The 23997-nt window shown below is 40.4% G+C and carries 24 protein-coding genes; 11 read left to right on the forward strand and 13 right to left on the reverse strand.

Translation table 11 applies throughout. The annotated features are described in order from the left end of the window. Nucleotides 1–2 precede the first annotated feature (2 nt). Both NST34_RS19330 and NST34_RS19335 read right to left on the reverse strand, forming a co-directional pair. Nucleotides 3–1718 carry a cache domain-containing sensor histidine kinase gene (locus NST34_RS19330; RefSeq protein WP_341128587.1) on the reverse strand — a complete coding sequence of 572 codons (1716 nt, stop codon included), beginning with the start codon at nt 1716–1718 and terminating at the stop codon, nt 3–5. Beyond that, on the reverse strand, nt 1715–3286 hold the full coding sequence (locus NST34_RS19335; protein WP_341128588.1) for a response regulator transcription factor: 1572 nt from the start codon (nt 3284–3286) through the stop codon (nt 1715–1717). The genes NST34_RS19330 and NST34_RS19335 overlap by 4 nt, the downstream gene beginning before the upstream one ends. Nucleotides 3287–3530: 244 nt before the next feature. On the opposite strand from NST34_RS19335, the gene NST34_RS19340 reads away from it, so the two are divergent. The 3 genes from NST34_RS19340 (at nt 3531) to NST34_RS19350 (ending at nt 6638) form a co-directional block, all read left to right on the forward strand. Further along, complete coding sequence (locus NST34_RS19340; RefSeq protein ID WP_341128589.1) at nt 3531–4850, forward strand: ABC transporter substrate-binding protein; 1320 nt, start codon at nt 3531–3533, stop codon at nt 4848–4850. 68 nt (nt 4851–4918) lie between these two features. Then, nucleotides 4919–5806, forward strand: coding sequence for a carbohydrate ABC transporter permease (locus NST34_RS19345; RefSeq protein WP_076286224.1), 888 nt, complete (start codon nt 4919–4921; stop codon nt 5804–5806). Nucleotide 5807: 1 nt separating this feature from the next. Then, on the forward strand, nt 5808–6638 hold the full coding sequence (locus NST34_RS19350) for a carbohydrate ABC transporter permease (RefSeq protein WP_149646055.1): 831 nt from the start codon (nt 5808–5810) through the stop codon (nt 6636–6638). Nucleotides 6639–6909: 271 nt separating this feature from the next. Here the strand turns inward: NST34_RS19350 and NST34_RS19355 are convergent, their stop codons facing one another. Then, a complete protein-coding gene (locus tag NST34_RS19355; RefSeq protein ID WP_042189324.1) occupies nt 6910–7416 on the reverse strand; it encodes a DL-endopeptidase inhibitor IseA family protein in 507 nt (168 codons plus the stop codon). Between the two features lie 507 nt (nt 7417–7923). Between NST34_RS19355 and NST34_RS19360 the strand changes: the two genes are divergently transcribed. Beyond that, nucleotides 7924–8499 carry a hypothetical protein gene (locus tag NST34_RS19360; RefSeq protein WP_076286227.1) on the forward strand — a complete coding sequence of 192 codons (576 nt, stop codon included), beginning with the start codon at nt 7924–7926 and terminating at the stop codon, nt 8497–8499. A 98-nt stretch (nt 8500–8597) separates the two neighbouring features. On the opposite strand, the gene NST34_RS19365 is transcribed toward NST34_RS19360, so the two are convergent. The 7 genes from NST34_RS19365 to NST34_RS19395 all read right to left on the reverse strand — a co-directional run bounded on the left by NST34_RS19365 (nt 8598) and on the right by NST34_RS19395 (nt 13393). Then, nucleotides 8598–9179 (reverse strand): DUF4303 domain-containing protein, encoded by a 582-nt coding sequence (locus NST34_RS19365; RefSeq protein ID WP_256721748.1) that lies wholly within the window; start codon nt 9177–9179, stop codon nt 8598–8600. A gap of 21 nt (nt 9180–9200) precedes the next feature. Further along, nucleotides 9201–9659 (reverse strand): SMI1/KNR4 family protein, encoded by a 459-nt coding sequence (locus NST34_RS19370; RefSeq protein ID WP_340970737.1) that lies wholly within the window; start codon nt 9657–9659, stop codon nt 9201–9203. A gap of 62 nt (nt 9660–9721) precedes the next feature. Then, a complete protein-coding gene (locus NST34_RS19375; protein ID WP_076300596.1) occupies nt 9722–10288 on the reverse strand; it encodes a hypothetical protein in 567 nt (188 codons plus the stop codon). Between the two features lie 37 nt (nt 10289–10325). Then, nucleotides 10326–11075, reverse strand: coding sequence for a hypothetical protein (locus NST34_RS19380; protein WP_149646061.1), 750 nt, complete (start codon nt 11073–11075; stop codon nt 10326–10328). Between the two features lie 35 nt (nt 11076–11110). Beyond that, nucleotides 11111–12121: a hypothetical protein gene (locus NST34_RS19385; RefSeq protein ID WP_341128590.1), complete on the reverse strand. Its 1011-nt coding sequence runs from the start codon at nt 12119–12121 to the stop codon at nt 11111–11113. Next, a complete protein-coding gene (locus NST34_RS19390; protein WP_341128591.1) occupies nt 12084–12752 on the reverse strand; it encodes a hypothetical protein in 669 nt (222 codons plus the stop codon). The genes NST34_RS19385 and NST34_RS19390 overlap by 38 nt, the downstream gene beginning before the upstream one ends. 68 nt (nt 12753–12820) lie before the next feature. Further along, the gene (locus NST34_RS19395; protein WP_341128592.1) at nt 12821–13393 is read right to left on the reverse strand and encodes a hypothetical protein; all 573 of its coding nucleotides are present in this window, start codon (nt 13391–13393) and stop codon (nt 12821–12823) included. A gap of 329 nt (nt 13394–13722) precedes the next feature. On the opposite strand from NST34_RS19395, the gene NST34_RS19400 reads away from it, so the two are divergent. The 3 genes from NST34_RS19400 to NST34_RS19410 all read left to right on the forward strand — a co-directional run bounded on the left by NST34_RS19400 (nt 13723) and on the right by NST34_RS19410 (nt 15286). Further along, nucleotides 13723–14409 carry a helix-turn-helix domain-containing protein gene (locus NST34_RS19400; RefSeq protein WP_341128593.1) on the forward strand — a complete coding sequence of 229 codons (687 nt, stop codon included), beginning with the start codon at nt 13723–13725 and terminating at the stop codon, nt 14407–14409. A gap of 119 nt (nt 14410–14528) precedes the next feature. Continuing rightward, complete coding sequence (locus tag NST34_RS19405) at nt 14529–14747, forward strand: IS3 family transposase (protein WP_341128594.1); 219 nt, start codon at nt 14529–14531, stop codon at nt 14745–14747. Next, nucleotides 14720–15286, forward strand: a complete 567-nt coding sequence (locus tag NST34_RS19410; protein WP_341129573.1) for an IS3 family transposase — start codon at nt 14720–14722, stop codon at nt 15284–15286. The genes NST34_RS19405 and NST34_RS19410 overlap by 28 nt, the downstream gene beginning before the upstream one ends. Before the next feature lie 254 nt (nt 15287–15540). On the opposite strand, the gene NST34_RS19415 is transcribed toward NST34_RS19410, so the two are convergent. Continuing rightward, the gene (locus NST34_RS19415; RefSeq protein ID WP_341128595.1) at nt 15541–17004 is read right to left on the reverse strand and encodes a S8 family serine peptidase; all 1464 of its coding nucleotides are present in this window, start codon (nt 17002–17004) and stop codon (nt 15541–15543) included. 978 nt (nt 17005–17982) lie between these two features. Here NST34_RS19415 and NST34_RS19420 point away from each other — a divergent pair. The 4 genes from NST34_RS19420 to NST34_RS19435 all read left to right on the forward strand — a co-directional run bounded on the left by NST34_RS19420 (nt 17983) and on the right by NST34_RS19435 (nt 20742). Continuing rightward, a complete protein-coding gene (locus NST34_RS19420; RefSeq protein ID WP_341128596.1) occupies nt 17983–18690 on the forward strand; it encodes a glycosyltransferase in 708 nt (235 codons plus the stop codon). Further along, on the forward strand, nt 18687–19403 hold the full coding sequence (locus NST34_RS19425; RefSeq protein WP_042189343.1) for a glycosyltransferase: 717 nt from the start codon (nt 18687–18689) through the stop codon (nt 19401–19403). The genes NST34_RS19420 and NST34_RS19425 overlap by 4 nt, the downstream gene beginning before the upstream one ends. Before the next feature lie 342 nt (nt 19404–19745). Then, on the forward strand, nt 19746–20198 hold the full coding sequence (locus tag NST34_RS19430) for a MarR family winged helix-turn-helix transcriptional regulator (protein WP_341128597.1): 453 nt from the start codon (nt 19746–19748) through the stop codon (nt 20196–20198). Between the two features lie 25 nt (nt 20199–20223). Then, nucleotides 20224–20742 carry a GNAT family N-acetyltransferase gene (locus NST34_RS19435; protein WP_341128598.1) on the forward strand — a complete coding sequence of 173 codons (519 nt, stop codon included), beginning with the start codon at nt 20224–20226 and terminating at the stop codon, nt 20740–20742. A 93-nt stretch (nt 20743–20835) separates the two neighbouring features. On the opposite strand, the gene NST34_RS19440 is transcribed toward NST34_RS19435, so the two are convergent. Both NST34_RS19440 and NST34_RS19445 read right to left on the reverse strand, forming a co-directional pair. Next, nucleotides 20836–22128, reverse strand: a complete 1293-nt coding sequence (locus tag NST34_RS19440) for a galactokinase (protein ID WP_341128599.1) — start codon at nt 22126–22128, stop codon at nt 20836–20838. Nucleotides 22129–22373: 245 nt separating this feature from the next. Then, nucleotides 22374–23981, reverse strand: coding sequence for an S-layer homology domain-containing protein (locus NST34_RS19445; protein ID WP_341128600.1), 1608 nt, complete (start codon nt 23979–23981; stop codon nt 22374–22376). Between the last annotated feature and the right edge of the window lie 16 nt (nt 23982–23997).

Below are 23997 nucleotides of genomic sequence, written 5' to 3' on the forward strand. Positions count from 1 at the left end.
GATCATGAATCTTCTTCTCTGATGTGACGATACTGCGGTATGCGTACGATAACGGAAGTGCCAATCCCAGGTTGACTATGAATATTGATCCCGTACTGGGATCCAAATAAGAGCTGTAATCTTTCTTGCACATTTTTAATCCCATAGCCGGAACTTTCATGTTCAAGAATACGTGCGATCATATACGGTTCCATACCGACGCCATTATCCTCCACGACAAAAACAATATCCTCACCGTCAAGACTTGCCCGCAGGATGAGTTTACCTCGCCCCTCCCGCTTCAGATCGATGCCATGCATAATCGCATTTTCAACAATCGGCTGTAAAATCAAATGAATCATTTCAAATTGAAATACCTTGTCGTCGGCATCGAATTCTACGTCAAATCTTGAATTGTGCATAGCTAATTGAATATGTATGTATGCTTGAACGTTAGTCCATTCATCTTGAATCGCAATAATTTGCTTCCCTTTATTTAAAGTCGTTCTGTAATAACTAGAAAGGTTATTTACCAAGTCACTAATTTCTTGAGCATCGATTCGCAGCGCTTTGGAATTAATTAAAGATAAAGAATTATATAGAAAGTGAGGATTGATCTGAGCTTGCAGCGCTTTGAGTTCGGCCGACTTTTGCGTGACCTTTGTTTGATATACTTCCGAAATGAGTTGATTTATTTGTTTAAGCATAGAACCGAATCGATCGGTAAGCTGCCCGATTTCATCTTTGGAATTCGTGGAAACAACAACTGTAAGATCACCATCTTCCACCATCTTCATTTTGGTGTTTAATTTCTCGATTCCTCTTAACAGCGTCTCAGAGAACAAGAAGATAATAATACTGAGGAAAACCATACAGATGAGTACAATGATACCCGTGGCGCTTAAAATATTGCGAATGCCTGTATTGTATTGATCATCGGAAACCAAATAATGCAGGACCCAATCGGTTTGCGGAATATCTTTGTTTATAACTAGGTAGGATTCGCCACCTAAGCTTGCTTTTGAAGTACCACTCCTTGAAAGGGATTGAAGCTGAACATCATCCATCTGCGGGGCATGCTCTGTTAACACCGGCTGATTCTTTTGATCGGTAATAATGATGCCCCTACCTTCATTCATCTTGCCAATGAAATCACCGAAGATTTTATTGTAATCAAACCGGACGTAAAGTTCAGCGCTCACGATTTGAAGATCGATATCGCGAATCACTCGAGTGGCAAACAATTCTCCATCCTCGAACCACCACTTCGTTGACTCGCTGCTCTTTGTCGCTTCATACCAATCCTTATCCTTAACTGCTGAAGAAGGCGTAATGAAGTTTCCTAATTCGGATTGCCGATTCTCAGAATACAACATAATCTCAGTCATATCCCCAACCATATACATTAAATTAAAAAAAATAGGTTCAATTTTATCATTCAACGTCTTAAATTGAGCGTACAAATCCTGATCTGGATTACTCATCAAATCAAGAAGCGCAGGATGAAATACAATCGATTTCATGGATACATCCTGTCTCAGAAGACGGTAACTAATTTCTAACGCCAGCTTCCTCGCCTCGTTATCCGCGCTTTGCTGAACCTGGCTTTTCAATGAAGCTTTGGAACTTTGATAGGCATACAAGCCCAGTACAATCGTTGGCAGGAAGATAACAATCACATATGAAAGCAATAATTTCTGGCGCAGGCGGATATTACGAATAAATTTGAGCAGACTCATCTTCTTCCGCCACCCTCCCGATATTGAATAGGAGTCATGCCGTTATGCTGCTTAAACATTAAATTAAAATAGGAAGTATTCGCAAATCCAACTGTACTGGCAATATCAACAACTTTAATCGTTGAATCTCGCAGTAGCTCCTTCGCTCGCTCCATACGTACAGCTGTAATATATTTGATTAGGCTTTGACCTGTACTTTTTTTAAAGAGGAAACTTAAATAACTTGGCGATAAAAAGACACGATTAGCTAAATAGTCAACCCCAATATCATTTCCGTACTCCATCTGGATGAGTATCTGTACATCTTCAATTACTTTGCGGCATTGATCATCTGTATTCGTTTTAATTTGCAGCAAATGTTCCTGAAAAACGGATAAAATGACTTGCCTCAACTCAGCAATTGAATTGCAAAGTGCGATTCGCTCCAAACCTTCCTTTAGTAAACTGCTGCTTTTTTTGCCTTGAAGCTCTACTACTTTTTTCAATATTTCTGTAAATAAAAGTTTGGCATACATAGAACTAAAGCGCTTACTATTTCGCATACTCGCAATGAGATACTCTACTTGATGCTCGAGTGTACGATATTCATTTCGTGCAATGGAAGTATAAATCTCCTTAAGCATAAGCTCTAACGATTCGTCGTCTATATGGTCATGAATGCTTTCGGCATCTTTGGAACAAACGACACTTCTATCCATAAAAAACCGAAAATTCATTAACTCTTCCATTTGGGTGAACTCGTCATGAAGTCCCTCTAGCTTATCTACTGGACTACCGACAATAATTAAACATCGCCGGTCGAAGCGAGTCTCCAGCCATTCTTTAACCTTTTCTCCATAAGTCATAAGCTCTTGCCCGTTATCGCTGTTCTTTGAAGCGGGATCAATTACGACGAGCATGATGCTTTGGTATTCATTGATATGTAATAAAAGCATCTCATGTTTACTAGTCGATTGAAGAAATTCAAACGCTTCTGTATGATGTTGATCAAAAAAGTGATTTTGCAATCCAATCATAATCATATACATCCGCTTATTTTCCAGATGATTTAGTCCAGCAAAAGCTGCCCGTTCCTCGTAATGGACGTCACTTTCCCGACCTTGAATGAGATCAAACAGGAGCTTTTGTTTCTCATACGCCACTCCTTTATGAAAACCTTTGATCAGCAACTCGTCCTTCTCTCTCTGAAGTCGTTCGTCCTCTAGTATAGCGATTATGGATTGGAATACTTTGAGGAATTCCTTCACATCGATTGGCTTCAACATATAACTAACCGTTCCAAGTTGAATCGCTTTTTGTGCATATTCAAATTCCCCATAAGCACTGTAAATAAGCACCTTAAGGTCCGGAATGACTATCTTTGCCTGCTTGATTAACTCTAAACCGTCCATGAATGGCATGCGAATATCCGTGAATAACAGATCTACATGATGGCCCCTAATATATTCCAGCGCTACTTCCCCATCGTTGGCCTGAGCAACAGAAAAGGGTAGAGCATGCTTCTGAATAAGCCATTCAATAGCATCGATTTCGGCTTGTTGATCATCGACTACTAGAATATGATACATATTTTCCTCCTAACCGTTCATCGGGCGGTATTTACTCGCTTCCAGAGGATACTCACTACAAACCAAAGCATAGCACACTAGGCATTCCAATTCATACCATGTTACATTAACCACATGATTTGGTTTCTATTGTCAGATGGATTCTGTTAGATTTCGCAAAAATCTGTTATTTCGATGGAAATGGTATTTACATTACAATGAAATCTATACCGCAAAACAAATTTTAAATTTGGGAGGTCTTTGTATGAAGAGAACGTGGTTAATTCCCACTACTGCTTTACTCGCCTTGTCAATCCTCATAACAGGCTGCAGTTCCAACAGTACGAACAACAGCAGCACAAAGGAAAGTGCAACACCAAATGATACGGCGGCGCCGAAAGAATCAAAGGCTCCCGAACCGGTAAAAAAAGTGAAGGTTAGATTATCATATTGGAACAAAGAAGACAGTGTAAAGGCACTTCTGCAATTATTCAAAGATAAACTTCCCGATATAGATGTGGAGTATCAGTTCATCGATAACAAGACTTACGTAGATGTCATCAAGACCCAGCTTGCAGCAGGCGAAGGTCCTGACATTATCGGTGGAGTAATCGACGCAAATACCGTCAAGACAGGATATTTCGAAGATTTAACAGAACGTTATGCTAACAAGTATTATGAAACCGGCACGTCCACCGCGACATTTGATAATAAACTGTACGGATTGCCGCAAGCTAGTTGGTTTAACGGGGTTTACTATAATGTTGATCTATTTGCCAAATATGACCTAAAAGTACCAACAACGCTTGATGAGTATTTCCAAGTAGCTGAAGTACTTAAGAAAAATGGAATTAAACCGCAAGCAATCGGTCTAAAAAATCCTAACGTAGCAGGCCAGTCCTTCCTTGGTTTAGCACTTAATGAATTTATCGGCACAACCGAAGGAAAAAAATGGAACGATGATTTTGGTAAAGGAAACTCAAAAATGGTCGATGCCCTGGAGCCTGCTTTGACGACATGGACCGAATACTTGAAACGTGGTGTCTTCACCAAAGATATGCTTGGGCTTGAAGAAGAACAAGCGATTGATGAGTTTACAAGTGGCAAGGCAGCTATGTTCCAAGCAGGACCTTGGTATATGGAAACCTTTAAGCAAAAGGCGCCTGACATGAAGATTGATATGTTCCCGAACCTGGGTACAAAAGGTGGCCCGGGTTGGATGGTCGGTGGTCCAGGGGTATCGTTTGGTTTGAATGCGAAGTCCAAAGTCAAGGATGCAGCGTACAAGGTGCTTGACCTGTTATCTACACCAGAAGGTCAGAATGCTTACTGGGTCGATAATAAAGGAGGTTCCTCTTTTTTGAAAGGGGTTACTTTTGAAATGCCAGCAGAGTACAACGGTGCTCAAGAAGCTTTCAAGGCGGGCAATGTCATGTACCCTGTTAATAATTGGGGCGTTGCTGGCCCTGCTTTCTCAGATCTAGGAAAAGGTATTCAAGAAATCATAGCAGGTACTAAAACGCCTCGACAAGTGCTAGAAGCGGTAGACAAAAAAGCAGTTGAACTGTTGGAGAAATCTAAATAGGTCGTATAAATTACAAGGGGCAAAGCGATTTGCTCCTTGTACATCCTATAAGCTAAAGGTTGTTGCATATGAACAAACCAAACATTTTCAAACGAGAAATCAATTATGTTCTGCTTCTGCTTCCTGCCTTACTTATTTATTGTACCTTTTTCATATATCCGACGTTAAAGACCGCTGTATACAGCTTTACGAACTGGTCAGACGTACATCCCGTTGTTGTCAAGTATGTTGGATTAAACAATTATATCGCTCTATTTAAAGATTCCCTCTATTTAACAGGGATTAGCAACACATTAATCTATGCAGTACTCGCGATGCTCGGACAGAATTTGCTAGCCATTCCATTAGCGGTATTTCTCAATAAAAAATTAAAAACAAAAAATCTGCTGCGGGCTGCGTTCTTCCTTCCTGCGGTGTTCAGCGTATTGGTTATCGGTTTTCTCTGGAATTTTATGTACTCACCTTCCGACTTCGGCTTGATTAATCAACTAGTAGTTGCTCTTGGCTTCGAACGCATCAATTTTCTCGGAGATCCGCGTCTTGCGCTCTACTCAGTCATTATCGCCTCCGTATGGCAGTGGGTGGGTTACACAATGGTTATTTATTTGGCCAACTTACAGAGCATCTCAACAGATTATTATGAAGCGGCGAAGATCGACAGAGCGAACGGGTGGCAATTGTTCCGTTATATCACGCTTCCTCTACTGCTTCCAGCGATCACCTTCAATACGGTTATGGGGATGATAAACGGTATGAAGGTATTTGATATTGTTTATGCCTTGACTGGAGGTGGCCCGGGGTATTCTACTGAAACGATCGTATCACTCATGATCAAAAAAGGGCTCAGTGAAGGTTTCTATAGCTACGGAGCCGCATTCGGAATCGTCTTCGTGATCCTCGTTGGCTTCATCACCTTTCTTCACTTTACACTAATCAAAATGTGGGAGCGGCGGTAATATGAATCGATATACTAAAGGGTCTGCCGTTACTGAAATTCTCTTGATCGTCATAGCCGCGATTTTTTTGATCCCTATTTACTATTTGATTATCACGACTTTTAAAACCCCAGCTGATGCAGTCTCTAGTCCGATGGGCCTTCCAATTAATATCACATTCGACAACTACGTTCGCGCCTTTAAAGCAATGAACTACTTCCATGTGTTAGGAAATAACCTTCTCATTACGATTTCCTCCGTCGCGGGTATTGTTATGTTTTCTGCGATGGCTGCTTACAGCTTGGTACGACATACGAACCGCTTCAATCGCCTCGTGTTCCTTTTATTCATGGTTGGAATGATGGTACCGTACCAAATGGGGATCTTGGCACTTTATAAACAAGTATCCCAGCTTGGACTTATGAATTCCCACACGGGTGTTATTCTTATAGAAATTTGTTACAGCCTCCCGCTCTCTATCTTTTTAATTAAAAGCTTTATCGGTTCTACCGTTCCATTTGAACTGGAAGAAGCAGCAAAAGTAGACGGCTGTGGGGTGTGGAGAACTTTCTTGCAGATTGTGTTCCCGCTGCTTATGCCGGTGATTGCCACTGTAGCGATCGTGAATACGCTGGGAGTCTGGAATGATTTCATGACACCGCTCTTGTTCTTGCAATCCCGTTCAAAGGGTGTATTACTCTTAGAAGTGTTCCGCAATATTGGGCAATTCTCGACCGACTGGACGAATTTCTTCCCGATGATGCTCCTAGCGGTCGCACCACTCATTCTGTTCTACATTTTCATGCAAAAATATATCATTAACGGCATCACGTCCGGCTCGCTAAAGGGATAGGGAGTTAATGACAAGGGGTTCACACTGAATCATACAGTTGTCAGCAGAAAGTAAAATATTACACTGAACCTAGAAATTAAAACAGCGATAGCACAGGACGAGAAAAAAGTCCTAGGCTGTCGCTGTTTTATTGAAGTAACGTTTTCTGTTAGTTCAATAATTCATTTTACCGATTTGGCTACTATCCATCTCAATATAAAAGCTCTAGCTCTTCTTTCTGCAATCAGTTTTTTCAATGAATAATTTATCTCCCTATATAACAGGCGCTATTTCATTTTTTCCTTCTTAGTATCCTACTCTTTTTTTTGCATGGATCGTAACGGTAATCGGCATATCGGCTTCTGCGTAAATTGATCGTAAGTACTTGGGTGGATGGGTTGCGCAAGATGAAATAACGAATAGTTTCCCCATCAGCGATTGAGTCGCCTGGAATACCTAGAATAGCATCAACTATTATATTTGTGCTTGTCTGTTTTATAATTTTTAAACCCAACACTCTGCTAGGCAATCCCCCCGTATCTGCATCAGGAGAGTAAAGACGTCCTCGAATGTTTTTAAAACCTGCGGAGCAGATCATGCGATTTGCGTACACATTGTTCCAAAATTGGCGATAATACCGAAAAATTTTGATTCGGGTCGAGAATCGCAAGGGAAGTCTGTAGTAATCAAAATCACCGATTCGAATCGGTGGACTGTTTAGATCATACGAAAAGACTACTTTCTCCCATGCCTTTTCCGCATTCTGAATAAATGCCATAAGTCGTTTTCTCGAAACCATGCCGTCCCCCTCCTTATCGCTCTTCCATTGCATTCTATGTATGTTACCTTATGGAAGGCACGGCAAGAATGGATCCTCGTATTTCATGATTTTTCATTTCATGATGTTTGCCGGCTCATAAGTAAAAACCTTATTTTTGAGACAGCAACTTGTAGCAAGGAACGATTACTGCTCGCACTTCACGCATTACAATCTTCGTTGTCAAGGAGCAAATGAAGATGATAGCGGATATCCGAGCATTGAAAAATAAAACAGATTTCATCCTTGTATACCTACATTTCGGGAGAGAATATCGATCATTTCCATGCAAGCTGCAGCACACAAAAAAACGCGACTAAACCGTTCCTACCGGCAGCCGCGTCATTTCTTGCTAAGTAATTTTCTTATCGTTCTAGCAGTAAATCTAAATCCCGAAAGCCTGGAGTGCTTTTTCGATGAAATGTCCAAACGTACCTTTCCGGTAAAGCATATGTTGCAGATAAGTGAATTTTCAAGGAGGGAAGCATATTGAATAAGAAAAGAAAACGTCAACTCCCCGTTCGCAAACAGCAAAACGAATTTATAACACCTGCAATTTTAAGACGAACGATACGAAATGTGCTGCCCTTCTATCGCGAAATCGTGCGCAATCCAGCATACTCAGCTGCATGGGTACAAGCGGTGAATACGATTGATTTTGTGCAGATGGAAAGACTGTTTCAAAAGGTAAGCCATGCCCCAATTGCAGAATTGGGATCAGGGTACAGTTTCGGCTTTCGTACACCTATGCGGGATCGACTATACGTCAACGGTTTTTTTCTTGACCCCGCTCAAAGTAAGTATAAAGTGGGAGAACATCTCGTAGTAGTACAAGCTATTCTTCCCTTATACCTCAGGTTGGCGACTGATATTCCATTTGCAACACGTGTCACTGCCGCAATTAATTCAGGTAATACGACAAGACTGAACAATTTAATTCGCGGATTAATACGCTCCCGTTTTTTACTAACTATCAGAGCACAAGATTCAGGCTTCAGAATCAGCTTTAGATTTCCGATCAGTCGCAAAATATATACTAATTACACCTTACTAGGAGTGGGCTAGATAGTTGTGAAGACTGCCGGCTTTCACTGGTGGCAGCAACTGATTGAACTACTCGCGACTAAAGTGGCAAGATTCCTAAGTACGGGAGACTAACGTTTCTACTCCGCCGCTTCCGTCAACCATGCTTGCATAACCGGTGATTCCGCCCGATTCAAACGTAGGGCGATTTCGGTATTGATCTCATCCGGCGGCATGACTTCGACAAGGACACATACTGACTCTCGCAGCTGATTCATGGCAAACATGCCTTCATCATCAAGCATTTTCATTGCCAGCTCCATGGCCTTCAGCCTCAAATCAAACTCGCGATTCCCTTCGTCATTCTCAAGATCCGCAATGAAAGGACGCTCGATGAATCGTTGTTTAACGTGATCGAAGTTCTCATCCCCGAAACAACAATAGGGTGAATCGGCATAGGACCATTTGATGAGTTCAGCAATCGTCGATCCCGGTGTGTCACTTTCGTCTCCTTGTCTGGTCGATTCCATCTCCAAAGCTTCCCACGACCAGGCAGAGATGCTAGGCGCATGTCCCTCGCCAGTAGTATGTAGCGTACAGTAATAATAATGTTCGCCATTTTCAAAAAGAGCACGAAATGACTTTCTGGCAGCAGCGGCGATTTCTATCGCCAGCGTCTCTATTTCTTGCATCGGCTTCATGATAATGGTCCTCCTTTCCATTAGTCGATCAGCTCAGGTTATTTAAGAACGCTCGTCAATCAGCCGTTCTAGAAATTCCGCAAACGTTGAAGCATACTTGTCGATCAAATCATTCATGAGATCATAACACATGATCGGAAATTCCCCCTGTTTATCTCTAGTAGACGTATCAAAAAAATAAAGCTCGTCGCTATCCGGCACGAACAAGTCCAGTCTGTGGGGAAACCGACCTACCCACCATTTCTCGGCTTTATTCAGTCTATGTATGTAAAGAAGGTCGCCGTCGTAATACTCTCTATGTTCCGGAGCTGCGATCGCTAGAATATTGCCGTCTCCCAACCGGGCATTACCGTAATGAACCAGCCACCAGCGATAAGATGGCGGCAGGCAGAATCCTAATTCCTCTTCAGCTTCTGCTATCCAGCTTTCTTCCGCACCATGGCCAGGAAACCATTTTAAAGCGGAGGTCGTTTTCAGTTTTTCTGCCAAACGCTCATACATAAGTTCGATCCCCTCTCCTTATACATGGGTTTATTGTAAGTTTTGGATATCTATCCAATCTTCTACAAATGATATGGCGGCGCTTTTCCTGCTACAATGTTATCAGGATGAACGTCAGTTGGCTCATAGTCATTCATACGGAGAAGGATATACTCAATCTCTTCTAATGGCATCTGCAATTTTTGGCTGACTTCATAAAGACCCATGTCTTGCGAAAGTAGTTTCCGTGCTTGATTTAGCTTTCCATTTAGCCAATTGTTTTCAAGCATCCATTTTTTCACGAGATCCAGTAGTTGATTTTGAGTTTCCTTATCTGCATGCTTATTATATTTAGCGACTGACTCTGACAAATAGTTACAAAGGTGACTGCCTAATACCTCACGTTGCTCATGCTTGGACATCCGTTGGTACTGTTCATAACTTATGCTGATATCTAATTCGAGGGTATGATCCCTGCTATCAAAACGTCTGGATGTTGTTCGACCATAACTTTCAGGTAAAACACGCAATACAAAAAAGATATCATAGGGAAACTTCCATGTATTTGCTAATTCCTCTAAGGGCAGCAGCTCATCTCTCAATTGACCCACACACGTTCCATGTGTATCCAAAGTAAAAACTAGTTTCATACATACCTCCCTCTCCCACACTTAAGGAGTATCCGGATCATCTGTTATTTTCTGAGATCGCTTCGCAGCCTTTCGACAAGAGCCACTGCTCCATAACTTCAAACGCCTGCCCCGCATCCTGTTCATAGAAGACAGCCACCTCTTGCTGGTAGGCATAATTCAATCGTACATAGCCGCCCAGCTGCCGGTAGAACAGGAAACAAGCATAGGCATTCTCAATGGACAAATCCGGCGGAAATTCGTTTTGGCATAAGTCGGCCAGTTCAGGCAGCGTAAGCTGATCCTGTCCTTGTGGCAAACGCAAAAAGAGATGGCTCCGAGTGCCCGTCCACGGTTCATAGTAGATGCTCTCCCCTTGGCTGATGCCATACACCTGACGATATATTTCATCCAGCACCAAGGCGTACATCCCTTCGTCTTCCTGCTCCCGTGCCTGCAGGGAAATCGCCTTTACGTGCTCCGCATGCCGAGGTAGCCAGAGCAGCCTAGCTGTCTGGGGATGTACTGCCAGAAAATCACCGTCCACCGTTGTACCTATAACGATACACTCGCCGATCTGTTGCTCACTAATGGGGCTGTTTTCGTCATGCTCCCATAATCCGTACTCGGCAAAAGGTTTAAGCACCTCCGCATCGGGAAGCTGAACATTCAACCACCCTCTGTAAGTCCCTTCACCGAATCGCCGCAAAAACCGGAGGTAGCCCTGTGGATAAACAGTAACGTCTTCCTTCGCAAGTGCTTGGTTTTGGCCGTCAGATAGCGGTTTTGGCTGAGATACGATGTACATAAATACTCCTCCTGTTAACTGAACGATCCTACCTTTTATTGAAAACCCAATTTTGCTAAAGTTTGTTGTATTTCCCGGTCTGCTTTACTTTTGAAAGTTGCAAACTCCACTGAAGATAAAGAATTCGGAAGTTTCTGATGGATAAAGGAATCAAAATCGATTGCCGTCTTGAGAATACGAAGCGTGTGCAGCAAAGGTAGTTGCTCCATTCCCGTCAAACGGGTTAAGCCTTTACAATTCCTAATAGAAAGTTCCTCCAGTGCCTTCATTTCCTGGTTAAAGCTGATTTCCTTCAGTTGGATTTGATCCTCAATAACAAGTCTCTTCAGCGCTTGAAAGGCTGTAATATTGGTCAGGTCATGGAAGCCGCGGACTCTAGTAATCTCCAGGTTCTCGATTGTATTCTCTTCAATTTCATGAATGTGCTCCCGGCCTCCAAGCAAAATGCGAAGGTGCTCCAGCTTCCTCAGCCGGTTAATACAATGTAACGGCAGTTTGCTGATCGAATGCAGCGCGAGATAATTCAAGTTCTCCAGATAACCTATAGCATCAAGGTTTTTAACCTTACCCCCTACATGCAATTCCTCCAGATCAGAGAACTCTCTAAAATATTGCAGGTTGAGGGTCTTTTTATCCGAGATAATGTTTAATTTATTTAGAGAGTGCAACGTATCAATCCCCAGAATTTCCGAATTCTCCAGCTCGTATATGCCTATGCTCAAACTGCGCAGGTGATCCAGCTTCGCCAATGCTTCAGTGTTATGTGCCTGGGTGAGACTATCGAGGTGCAGCATTTTCACATGAGGAATCCGCAAGAGAGTATGACAATCAAAAGACAGCGAATAGTGGGCGTAGAAACGTACTCCGAAATCCTCATTCCAGCGCGCGCAAAGCTCATCCACTTCTTCCAATATGGAGCCATAAAAATCCGGGTGAGAAAATTGAATAATCACTTGGTTACCGTCGTGCAAATCCCGCTCGATCAGATCCCGGTCCAGCAGGGCAGGATTATTGATCAAAATTCTTTTTTTCCATATTTTCCGCATCCATTAATCCTCCTTTTTTGCCATTGATCACAAGCCCGTATTTACTGAAAATCCACGATTTGCTCAATTCGTGAATCGCATCATGGCTTATACGCACAGAAGGCTTTTGCTCCTTCATAGCATCTGCGTCATGCGCCGAGAAGCGAAGCGGCTTTGTCATTTTATTAATAGAGTCTTTTATTTCATCGAAAAACTTATATGTTAACGGCTTATGATCCCTGATATCCTCATAGATATAATACTTCCCGTTTTCATCTTCCAAATCCATTTGAAAGCCTTTAGGAAATGAAAGCAAGATACACGGCAATTCATCCTCTGCCCATTGTCCGTAATAGGGAAAATGGACACCTTCATTTCTCGCAAAAAATCCGGAGCCTTCATTATCAGACGCAACAGAAATGGAATAAACAAAGAATGGGTGACCATCATTCCTTTTTTCCTCTGCCGTAAAATAATGATAAAATGACTGATACGCCTCATACACCTGATTCTGGTCATGCTCTGTCTGGGCATAATTGGTTAGATAAAATTGCGCTTGCTTATGTTCAAAAAGCTTCAAAACGCTTTCAAACTCTTCCGGCCTTATGAAGAATCTAAGTTTATAAAATCCGCTGTTCTTTAATCTATCCATTTCTTTTCTCTCACCGCCATGTTCTAAAGTGTCATCTCAGATGACCTTAGCCATTTGCTCATGTATTTTCAAAATTCATATTTCGCAAATCGTTCCTTGAGAGTTTCTTCGTGCGGGATCCACTCCCAATCGCTCCATAATGACATTCTTACGAGTTCTGACAGCTTATCTACGGCTTGTGCCGGACTCGTAATGCTAATGAAGTCGTCAAAATCCTCATTGCGGATATCCAACGCTTTCTGCAAATAGTCATCGTTAAGACGCTCTTCTTTAAGTTGTTCATATTCATCCCTCGTCCACTGTTCACAAAAGATTCTTTCGGCCTCAATATCTCCATTCTCGAACAACGACAACTCGAATATTTCCTCATTTATATATCCGGCGGTCATCACTGGCTCCTCGATAAGCCGAGACAGCGTTTTGCCGATCTTCTTCACCGTACCCCATACAAAATAATCATGGAGCACGCTGATCCAGTACTCGTTGCTTTTGCTTACGTACATGACAACATTGAACTCTTGAGCCTCAGTATTTGGCTTGCCTAATACTGTGGCATGCCCTTCGCTTAGCTCTCTTAATGCTTCGACAGTCTTCTCAAGGTTGTTCGACTTGATATGCAAATTTGCGAATGATCTTCCCACGAGATGGCCTCCTCTAATCGCTTTCTTATTCAGACTAATTCTTATTTATATCCTATAGATTGTATCTAAGTATGTCTCTTATTTCCATTATAGTGATCATTTGTCCTGAGTCTTCCTACTTTTCACCTGAATTTTGAAAATGACCTTTACAAGAGAGAGATATAACCTTGTCCGTTCAGCACAATCTCCAGTTCCTTCTCTGCGTGCTCCGCTCCAACATTAATATAAGACAGAGGTTGTCCCTCCTTCATTTTATGACAGTGATATGATCCCCATATAGTAGTCAGGCGAAATAATAAAAAACCTGTCGCTGTATGGGGAGCATTTTTATGAATCAAAAGAAAAAGAAGTATACGGCAGTCGAAAAATTAACGATTCTCCAAGAAATTGAACGGGGCGACATTGGTTTGAAAGCTGCGGCCAGAAAGTATGGATCATCCAAAACCTCTGCAGTGAAGTGGCGGCAACGTTATCAATTGTATGGGTACGAAGGGCTAGAAGTTCGAAGCTACAACCGTACGTATTCCGCAGAACTTAAACTCCATGCCGTTAAGGATTATCTCGAGGGAGGATTGTCACAAAACCAAATCATCTGCAAGTATAAGATTGCAAGTTCAACCCAACTTGCCAACTGGATTAGGAAGTATAATGGTCATAGCAACAGCTTAACAGCTCATTCAGGAGGATCTAAAGCTATGACCAAAGGACGCGTAACCACTTGGCAGGAACGGATAGATATCGTGCTGCACTGCCTTTCGAACGGAGAAGACTACACGAAGGCGGCAAGCCATTTTCACGTGTCTTACCAACAAGTATATAGCTGGGTAAAGAAGTACAAAGCAGGCGGTGAAGAGGCGTTACGAAACGGCAGAGGACGCACTAAAGCGCCTGAAAAACTTACGGAAGCAGATCGCCACAAACTCGCGATGCAAAAGCTGGAATACGAGAATGCACGCCTGCGTGCGGAGAATGCTTTTCTAAAAAAGTTAGAGGAACTCGAAAGGAGGAGACGTTAAGAAACATTCGCCAGGAGAACATCTACCTGGCTATTCAGGCCGTTCAGCAGGAGCAGTCTTGCTCCATTCGGCTTTTGTGTGACATCGGAGGGATTTCACGATCAAGTTACTACAAATGGTTGAATCGCAAACCCAGTTCCCGAGAGGATGACAACGAGAAACTGACAGAGGCAATGCTCCTCTTGTATGAGAAGGTGGAACGAATCTTTGGGTATCGTCAATTGACCCTGCATTTGCGCAGACAAATGAACAAATCTATTAACGCAAAGCGAGTGTACCGGCTCATGAACGCCAAGGCATCCAGTCTGTCATCCGCAGAAAGAGAAAGAAGTATGTAGGCTCAACGCCTCAGCAGGTCGCAGAGAATGTGCTGAACCGTAATTTTAAGGCGGAAGCTCCAAACCAAAAATGGGTAACGGATGTAACAGAATTCAAATATAGCAACGGCAAGAAGGCGTATTTAAGTGCAATAAAAGATCTGTATGACAAGTCCATTGTTGCTTACGTTCTGGGACATTCCAATAATAATTCGCTAGTTTTTAACACGCTGGAATTTGCTTTGCAGGCAGCGCCGGAGAGCCGATCCTTACTCCATAGCGACCGTGGTTTCCAGTATACCTCTCTGCATTTTAAGAAGATGCTGGACGATGCACAACTGAAGCAAAGCATGTCCCGAGTAGGCTGCTGCATTGACAATGGGCCGATGGAATCCTTCTGGGGAACATTGAAATGTGAGAAGTACTACTTACATACCTACCAGACCTTTGAAGAACTCCAAACGGATATTGATACCTACATTCACTTTTACAATAACGAACGGTTACAGGCAAAACTAAACGGCCTCAGTCCCATTGAATTTAGGACTAAGGCCGCTTAAACTACTTTTATTTATTGTGTTGTCTACTTGACGGGGTGCAGTTCACATTTTATGACTTTGGGACAACCTCTGTCGAACTATTCCACAATCCCTACAATACTCTCCAATTTTCCTCAACACAATTTTTCGCCGTCACTTATGATACGGTTCACCGTATAGTATCTAAGCACAAAGTATCATTTATCGTAGGGTATACATATGTATTTAAAGACAAAACCACTCCTAATAATGGAGTGATTTCTTATTTAACCTTGCTATTCAATATCCATTTTATATTTTTCATACCATTCATAAATCGGCAACGCCTTGTCAAGAATTGAATCTGGGTCATGGGTTTTTTCTAATTCAGGAAATTCTGGAAACTTATCTAAATATCCATTAATACACCAACGAACAGTCCAATTTAAATCTGTAGTCCATGGAATCCAGAGGTCTATCTCATTTTTCGTTGCATCTTGTAATAATCCATACGCATACCAACCACGCACCCCACCTTCTTTCTCTTTACTTAAATTTTCCCAATATATCTTACGCTCATTAGCATCTTTGGGTTTTTGCAAAGCCCAAATAGCGATTTTTCTTACCACAGGTGAATCATCATGTGCAAATCTCCATAACTCTTCACGACTACATCGTTCTTGTTTAACCAATATTGAGAAGGCTAGTCCTCTCTCTATGGGATCATTCGAAATAATTGACATGGAAGGATTTTGAACATCTATTGGGGAAGGATGGTGTGGAACACCGCTTTTTTGGTAGCCATCGTTAAGTGCTTCAATTACATTCGAAACATTAACCCTTGGTGCTAGGTTATCATAGCCAACAAAAGGGATTCCAAAATCAACTAACGCATTTCGTAATGTGTCTATCTGGAGATTCGGGTATTTAGAAAGTAAATATGCGCATACCCCTGTTACAAGCGTAGATGCCCCAGAAGTCCCCCAAAAATACGATAATTCATTAGGTTTCTCCAGTGTTTCACAATAAGGAATTGGCAAGTAAACTCTTGGCGCTAAAACATCTGGTCTAATATGTCCATCGCCATTTCTTCCCCAAGGCTCATCTGGATAAGTAGAATGAACATCTATTTTTGCAGATCCATGATCATTATAGCCACCAACTGCTAAGTATTCTATGGGGGGCATTATGTTTTCTAACCTTGTATTACCGTTAGCACAAATTACAAGGATTCCACTCTTAACAGCTGAAGCCAGTGCCTGAACTGTAGAGTTCTCACTTGTGTTTTTTAACAAAACTGAATTATCCAATGCGTTCCAACCCATACTTAGAATTATTTTTATGTTCCATTCTTGACTTCGTTCAAGAATATAATCTATACCACGTTTTAAGCGTTCTCCTTCACCCTCTTTAAAAGCTAGATGATTGAGAACTATAAAATTTGATCCAGGTGATAAACCTGTATATTTTATTCCTTTAAATTCAAAAGGCTCATGGGATAATGCAAGTACAGCCATTAGTCCATGCTCACCTTTGTCACCATCCGAATCATTAGGCTCTTCAAAGGCAATTTCTCGACACTCTACTGATAAATCATTATGTACTGAGATATATTTAATGCGTGAACCCAAATGACGAATTGTATTATGAGGTCTTATCGTATCAATTATTACAATACCAATATCTTTACCTGCATCCTCTTCAGGTGGGTAAGAAAAGCCAAGTCGTGACCATGTCGGCTCATGTAATTTCTGTTGCAATGAATCCTCATCCCTTCTAAGTATCTATAAAACCGGTTCTTACATTCGATATAAACTTAGTATATTGTACTATATTTTGGAATATTGGTCTTTAACGTTAGCGCTTACATTTTATTTTCAAGTCGCTGGCCTAACAAAAAGACTTGCTTCACTCTATCATATACAAAATCACTGTTAACCTTGGAAATAATCCAGACGAAAAAAGCGTCAAGGACATTGAATTGTTCTTTGACGCTTCTATAAACAACGACTTTGTGCTTACTTATGATACGGTTCTCCGTACCATAAGTAGGGCGAAAAAAATTTAGGTGCCTTCAACAATTAGGACGGTAGTTCAATACGGCGAGGGGTGAACGTGTAGAGCCATAATCCGTCACCACATGAAGATTAGACTGTTCGGGGAGGTGACGTTGGTGCCCCCTATTCCGCTTCAATATCAACACTTAAAATACTAAGTGTGTGATCAACCTTTGAACATATTGAAAGCACGATTGTAGTATTCCGTTCGCGATTAATCTCCAATAAAAATCCCCGCGTTTCTTCGATCCCCACAGGATCGAGTCCATTCGTCGGTTAATCCAGAATCAAAATATCCGGATCTGTTTCTTTGTCTTTATGAATCTTGATTCTTCGACTCCGCTATAAGCTTCTTTACTTTGGATGCAAAAGTACTTTAATCCAATCTTTTTTTTTCATATTCCCTCCAATCACTACTAAATATCGATAACTTCTTTAATTGTAATTCGGCAATAAGTTCATACTCTCCTGTGAGTGAGTGAGTTAGTTAATCACCCCGTAATCGTATAATATGCAGATGGCTTCTAAGGTAATACGAGCACTACCAAGACTGTGGGTTTTATGTTCTTTATAAAAATCCATATTTGCATCCCTGAGGTTAATATGCCGTTACTCTATTCTAACTTGGACATATCGTATTATGAGACTTTTTCCAAAAAAAGCATCTGAGGGGTTGGTTAGATGAAAGGTGTTTCTATTATTACCTGTACAAATCGTCAAAATTATTTAAACAACCTACTCCAAAATTACAACAGACAACGATATGCCCAAAAAGAACTCATCATAATTATCAATAACAATGCAATTCCACTTTCCCCCTACCAACAGTTAGCTAAAAATCACAAAAACATAAAGATATTTCGTAAACCAGAACATCAAACTCTAGGTTCATGCTTAAACTATGCCGTCACAAAATGCAAATATCATACCATCGCCAAATTCGATGACGACGATTATTATGCCCCTCATTATTTGACAGAAAGTATTCAGACATTAAATAGAACAAATGCTGATATTCTTGGAAAGCGGGCTCACTATATGTATTTAAGTGGTTCAAAGACTTTAATCCTTCGTTTTGCACATGACGAACATCGAACAGTTTCCCATCTCCCAGGCGCTACACTCGTCTTCAAACGTAAAGTATTCGATCATGTGAAATTCCCTAATAAAAACGTGGGTGAAGATGATCTTTTTTGCAGCAGAAGCAGAAAGAAAGGTTATAAGGTTTATTCTGCGAGTAAGAATAACTTCGTAGCCATCCGTAGAAAAAACTCTTCAAAGCACACATGGATCATCAGTGATAGCACTTTAATAGCAAACCATAAGATCATCCGTAATATTAAAAATTACAAAGCATTTGTTGTACGCAGTCCAAAGATCAAATTATGAAACGGGCTACAGATTCCACTATATCTGCTGTATCTATTCTGACCTGTACGAAACGAGCTGACTGTATAAATACACTGTTTGATAACTATCGACGACAAAATTTTAATCTTAAAGAACTTATCGTAATCATAAATAATGATAGTTTGAAGATAGATGACTATACAGCTGCTGCAAAAAAACATAAGAATGTGTGGGTTTTTAAAGTACCGGAACATCATTCTCTCGGTTATTGTTTGAATTTTGGTGTGCAATTAGCGAATTATAGTTATATTGCAAAATTTGATGATGACGATTATTACGCTTCCAACTATTTAACTGATAGCATGCAAATACTCCATAAGACTAAAGCAGATATCGTTGGAAAACGGGCTCACTATATGTATTTGAATGATAAGAAGTTACTTTTGCTTCGTTACCTCCGAATGGAGAATAAATATGTAACCAATGTTCAAGGTGCGACCCTACTCATTAAACGCAAGGTGTTCGATCAGATTTCTTTTCCAAATCGGAACAGAGGTGAATGCGTTAAATTTTGTGCTGATTGCGCAGCTCATGGCTTTAAGATTTACGCAGGTAATAAGTATAACTTCGCTGCAATTCGTAGAAAAAACTCCAAAGATCACACCTGGATCGTCAGCGACAAGAAGCTTTTATCAAAAAGTGTTAAAGTTATTAAAGTAAAAAACTTCAAAAAATACGTCACTCGAAACTGAATTAATGAAATACGAAATGCAGACTTTGGCCAGATCGAGTTATTTGCTAATGTTACCGGACACTGTTCAATAACGAGAGACTACCATTTGTGCGGTAATAACCCAATAAAAAGACTGGATGGCAACATAACCATCTTGCTATCCAGTCTTTTTATAAGGGCTTCAAATCGTGAAATACCAAGAGTTAGTTTTATAAATTTCTAATACATAGAAGTCACGCTTCACTTTACTCACCTCGCTATTTTATTTATTTATTTTTTATTGCAAATGCAACAATTATGAGATAAGTTAATATATATTATTTATTGCATTTACAACAAAATACGCGCTAAGGAGTTATTTATGAAGGAAATCCTACGTGAAATTGGAATGATAGCTAGGGCATTAGATTCAATAAGCAATATAGAATTTGCAGAACATGACCTTACAAAAGGGCAATATTTGTACCTTGTTCGAATATGTGAAAACCCAGGAATAATTCAAGAAAAGTTAGCTGAGATGATAAAAGTAGATCGAACAACAGCTTCACGTGCAATTAAGAAATTAGAAATTAATGGATTTATTGAAAAGAAAGAAGACAATCAAAATAAAAAAATAAAAAAACTATTTCCTACAGAGAAAGGGGTTACTTTGTACCCATACATAAAAAGGGAAAACGATTATTCCAATATGGTCGCATTTTCTGGATTCTCCGAGAGTGAAGTAGAACATATTTCCACCATGCTGCAGAGAGTTAGAAAAAATGTAGAAAAAGACTGGGAGTTAGTCAAAAAAGGAAACAAAAGAGATTATTGACTTAGTAAACGGAGGACAAATAAAAATGACCATAAATATAAAAAAGTGTACGTTTGAAGATTTAGGGTTGCTCCAAGAAATCAGTGTTGAAACATTTAACGATACATTTCAGAATCAAAACTCACCTGCAATTATGAAAGCTTACTTAGATCGTGCTTTTAATTTGAAACAATTAGGAAAAGAATTATTAAATAATTGTTCGGAATTCTATTTTATTTTTTTGAATAAGGAAGTTGCTGGGTATTTAAAGCTAAACTTTAATGATGCCCAATCAGAAAAAATGGGTAATGATTCGCTTGAAATCGAGAGGATTTATATCAGGGGGAAATTTCATAAACGGGGACTAGGTAAATACCTGATGAATAAGGCTTTAGACATAGCAAAAAATCAGAATAAAGAGAAGATTTGGTTAGGCGTTTGGGAAAAAAATGAGAATGCAATTAAATTCTATGAAAAAATGAATTTCGTTCAAACAGGGACTCACTCTTTCTATATGGGTAATGAAGAACAAATAGATTTTATAATGACTAAAACACTCAGTTAATATTCTCATATTTCGTAAACTAGAACATCATCAGAAAAAAAATCGGCACCAAGTATATAGATATACGCTAACTAGGTGCCGACTGATAAACGCCTATAATAGATTTAAATTAATAGCACCATGCTTACGAATGCGGACAGGATAAATCTGCTCAACACCAAATGAGTGCATATATGCTTTATAGGAATCCGTGTATTCTTTTGGCAATAAAGCCATTATAACTCCTGCAAAACCGCCTCCATGTACCCTGCAGGCTCCTGCCCCCTTCTCCTTGATAAACAGCTCAGTTAATGCCAAATATAGTGTCACACCCTGTTCAGAAGGAGTAGAGTTAGAATAGCAATTTTGCAGCCATTTCCAGGATGAGTTTCCAGATTCATTTACGAGTCTTATGAAGCTGTTTGCATTATCGCCTGTCAAAGCTTCTACTTGTTGATCAACTCGAATGTTTTCCTCATAGAAATGCAGTGCTCTCAATACAGCTCTATCTCCAACACTCTCTCTAAGTTTGTCCAGGTTGTCCAATATATCTTGCTTTTCTAAATCACGAAGCACATTTTTCCCAAGTTCTCGGGCAACAGCCTTCATTTCTGTTGGAATTGAGGAGTATTCTTCACTTAAATCTGCATGGTTTGCACCTGTGGGGACAATAAATAACTCATAACCTTTGTCAATGGATGAAAAATTTAATGTAGTGATCAGCGGAGCCTCGATGTTTTTAAAATCAATCGAAATTAGTCCCCCATATCCACAAGCAATTTGGTCGAGCAAACCCGATTGTTTGTTCCACTCTGAATTCTCTGCATATTGGCCTATCTTGGCACAGGTAACGACATCCATCTCGTTATTGTTGTAGAAGAAATTAATAATAGAACATATCAACATCTCAAAAGAAGCTGATGAGCTTACACCTGCTGCACTTATGACATCACTTGTGATACAAACATCAAAACCGCCTAATTTATAACCGTAACGTTCAAAACCGTCCAAAATCCCTTTAACTAAGGTATATGTTCCTGAAAGGTTAAGGCTATTCCCACTCGAATTTAAATCAATAATGAAGTCTTCGTTATAGGTAATGCTTTTTATACGAATAATATTTTGATCATTTTTCGCAGCCGCTCCAATACAATCCATGTTTATACTGGCAGCAATTACTTTACCTAGATTATGATCTGTATGATTGCCACTAATTTCACTGCGCCCTGGTGAGCTAAAGAGAAACACTTCGCCCTCTGCAAATTTTTTTACATATTCCTGAACCAAGGTTTTATATCTTTGCTTTTGATCGTTAATGATAGATGGAACATCACCATACAGACTTTCTAGTGTTCTTTGAAATTCTTTTGATTCGATCAGTTGAATTGTTTCTGTAATTGATGGCATCCTTTGAATTCCTCCATATGTATAATTGATCAAGAAGAATATAGCATTTATTAATTATTTCATACTAGTGAAAAATGTAACTTTTATATGGATGATTATGACTTATAATTCCTCAAATATATATATTTAGTGTATATGTTGCGTGCCAAGAGCTTTCACCGTAACGCGCGGTCGTTGCGCTGTGATAACTAAATAAAAAGACTGAATGCCATAGCAAGATAGCTATATGCATCCAGTCTTTCTTTTTAAAAGGTATAATCGTAAAATTTCTCTGCATTACTTACGCTAGACCATATATCTGCGCTTTCCCCACCTATATACCAATAAGCAATTCCGGCTAGATTGTTCTTAACGCTTAAATCGTATTTTGCTATTAATGAACGGCCATCCTCAATCCAGATCGTGTGCTTTATGGACTGCTTTGAATAGTTGGCAACATATTGTCCTAAAGTCTCATTCCATACGGGCTTCATTCCATAGCTACTAATAATCTGATTTTGCTCCGGAAGCGAGATATACTTTGAAGATGAAACCGTACCATTCTGATTCAATGTCCAGTCCCGATTATATAAAGGCAGTGCCAATATAACCTTATGGCTGGGTACGTCCTTTAGTACAGTATCCACTGCATGTTGATCAAAAGGAATAGAAGCATTGGGCCCTGGAAGCTTACTCCCGTCATAATGTTCGTCATAACCCATCATCACCATATAGTTCACTTGCTTACCTAGTGCAGCGTAGTCAAAAGCATCTGTCCAATCTGTTCCAAGATCAGGAGAGACGTCTATCGACAGCGTCGCGTTAAGAGCATGCATTTTCTCAGCTAATAATGTAATGAACGAGGTCAAATACTCACGATCGTCAGGCGCTACATTTTCAAAATCAATGTTTAGTCCATCTAATCTATATTTACTCACTAAAGCTACTAATTGATTTACTGCAGTATTCCTTGTGGTTACACTCGACAACATTTGATGGGTCGCTTCTTGATCCGATCGATTGCCTACCATCGCCCATATTTTCTTATTATTCTTCTTTGCCCATGTGATCAGCGAAGTATCCGTTGAATCCGTTACTGCACCTGTTTTTCCTACATAATACCACCGTGGTGATAAGGTGTTAACGTTGGATTTCAGAACCGTATTCTCATATTGTGCCGTCGTCTGCCCATATTGCCAGCCTATAACGATTCGATCCTCCGGCTCATCATCGAGTTCTGCTGCCCAACTCTCATTTTGCAGCACTCGGTCAATGAGGACGGCCGTTTCCTGTCTAGTTATAGGATCAGAGGGGCGGAAATTCTTGCGATTATCCCCCTTCATCAAACCTAGATCATTTACAGTAGCAACAGCTGATCTTGCCCAGCTAGCAATCTTATTTCGATCATTGAACGAAGTTAGAGCATGAGTATGGTTTGTTTGCTTTAAAGCTTTGGCCATCCATACAGCCGCTTCCTGCCTGGTAACTGCTTTTGCTGGCGTGAAAGTAGTTGCCGATGTGCCGTTAGCCAGCTCAAGCTGAACAGCTGCCTGTATCCAGCCGTAATACCAAGCTTTTTTAGCTACATCTGTATAAGGAGATACTGGACTGACTGCCGGATCAAGCTTTAGCAGACGGTCAAGAACCGTAATGAATTCCGCTCTAGTAATCGATTTAGTAGGTGAGAAGCTTGTCGCCGTTGTGCCGGTTAATATGTTGCGGTGATACAAATCTATAATTTCATTTTTAGCATAACTAGTATCTATATCCTTAAAAGGCGCCTCATCATCAGCCGATATATGTTGAATAAATACTCCAGCTACAAGCACTACTACAAGTATCGTAATTACAAATCTACCAAATCTATTGTTCACGAGATGATCCTCCTCG

The sequence above is a fragment of the Paenibacillus sp. FSL H7-0714 genome (assembly GCF_038003765.1).
GTDB lineage: Bacteria > Bacillota > Bacilli > Paenibacillales > Paenibacillaceae > Paenibacillus_AQ.

Bases quoted from the DNA above. Each gene is read 5' to 3' on its own strand.
- NST34_RS19330 (WP_341128587.1), bottom strand. From the start codon at position 1,718: ATGAGTCTGCTCAAATTTATTCGTAATATCCGCCTGCGCCAGAAATTA.
- NST34_RS19335 (WP_341128588.1), bottom strand. From the start codon at position 3,286: ATGTATCATATTCTAGTAGTCGATGATCAACAAGCCGAAATCGATGCT.
- NST34_RS19340 (WP_341128589.1), top strand. From the start codon at position 3,531: ATGAAGAGAACGTGGTTAATTCCCACTACTGCTTTACTCGCCTTGTCA.
- NST34_RS19345 (WP_076286224.1), top strand. From the start codon at position 4,919: ATGAACAAACCAAACATTTTCAAACGAGAAATCAATTATGTTCTGCTT.
- NST34_RS19350 (WP_149646055.1), top strand. From the start codon at position 5,808: ATGAATCGATATACTAAAGGGTCTGCCGTTACTGAAATTCTCTTGATC.
- NST34_RS19355 (WP_042189324.1), bottom strand. From the start codon at position 7,416: ATGGTTTCGAGAAAACGACTTATGGCATTTATTCAGAATGCGGAAAAG.
- NST34_RS19365 (WP_256721748.1), bottom strand. From the start codon at position 9,179: ATGGAAAGGAGGACCATTATCATGAAGCCGATGCAAGAAATAGAGACG.
- NST34_RS19370 (WP_340970737.1), bottom strand. From the start codon at position 9,659: ATGTATGAGCGTTTGGCAGAAAAACTGAAAACGACCTCCGCTTTAAAA.
- NST34_RS19375 (WP_076300596.1), bottom strand. From the start codon at position 10,288: ATGAAACTAGTTTTTACTTTGGATACACATGGAACGTGTGTGGGTCAA.
- NST34_RS19380 (WP_149646061.1), bottom strand. From the start codon at position 11,075: ATGTACATCGTATCTCAGCCAAAACCGCTATCTGACGGCCAAAACCAA.
- NST34_RS19385 (WP_341128590.1), bottom strand. From the start codon at position 12,121: ATGCGGAAAATATGGAAAAAAAGAATTTTGATCAATAATCCTGCCCTG.
- NST34_RS19390 (WP_341128591.1), bottom strand. From the start codon at position 12,752: ATGGATAGATTAAAGAACAGCGGATTTTATAAACTTAGATTCTTCATA.
- NST34_RS19400 (WP_341128593.1), top strand. From the start codon at position 13,723: ATGAATCAAAAGAAAAAGAAGTATACGGCAGTCGAAAAATTAACGATT.
- NST34_RS19420 (WP_341128596.1), top strand. From the start codon at position 17,983: ATGAAAGGTGTTTCTATTATTACCTGTACAAATCGTCAAAATTATTTA.
- NST34_RS19425 (WP_042189343.1), top strand. From the start codon at position 18,687: ATGAAACGGGCTACAGATTCCACTATATCTGCTGTATCTATTCTGACC.
- NST34_RS19430 (WP_341128597.1), top strand. From the start codon at position 19,746: ATGAAGGAAATCCTACGTGAAATTGGAATGATAGCTAGGGCATTAGAT.
- NST34_RS19435 (WP_341128598.1), top strand. From the start codon at position 20,224: ATGACCATAAATATAAAAAAGTGTACGTTTGAAGATTTAGGGTTGCTC.
- NST34_RS19440 (WP_341128599.1), bottom strand. From the start codon at position 22,128: ATGCCATCAATTACAGAAACAATTCAACTGATCGAATCAAAAGAATTT.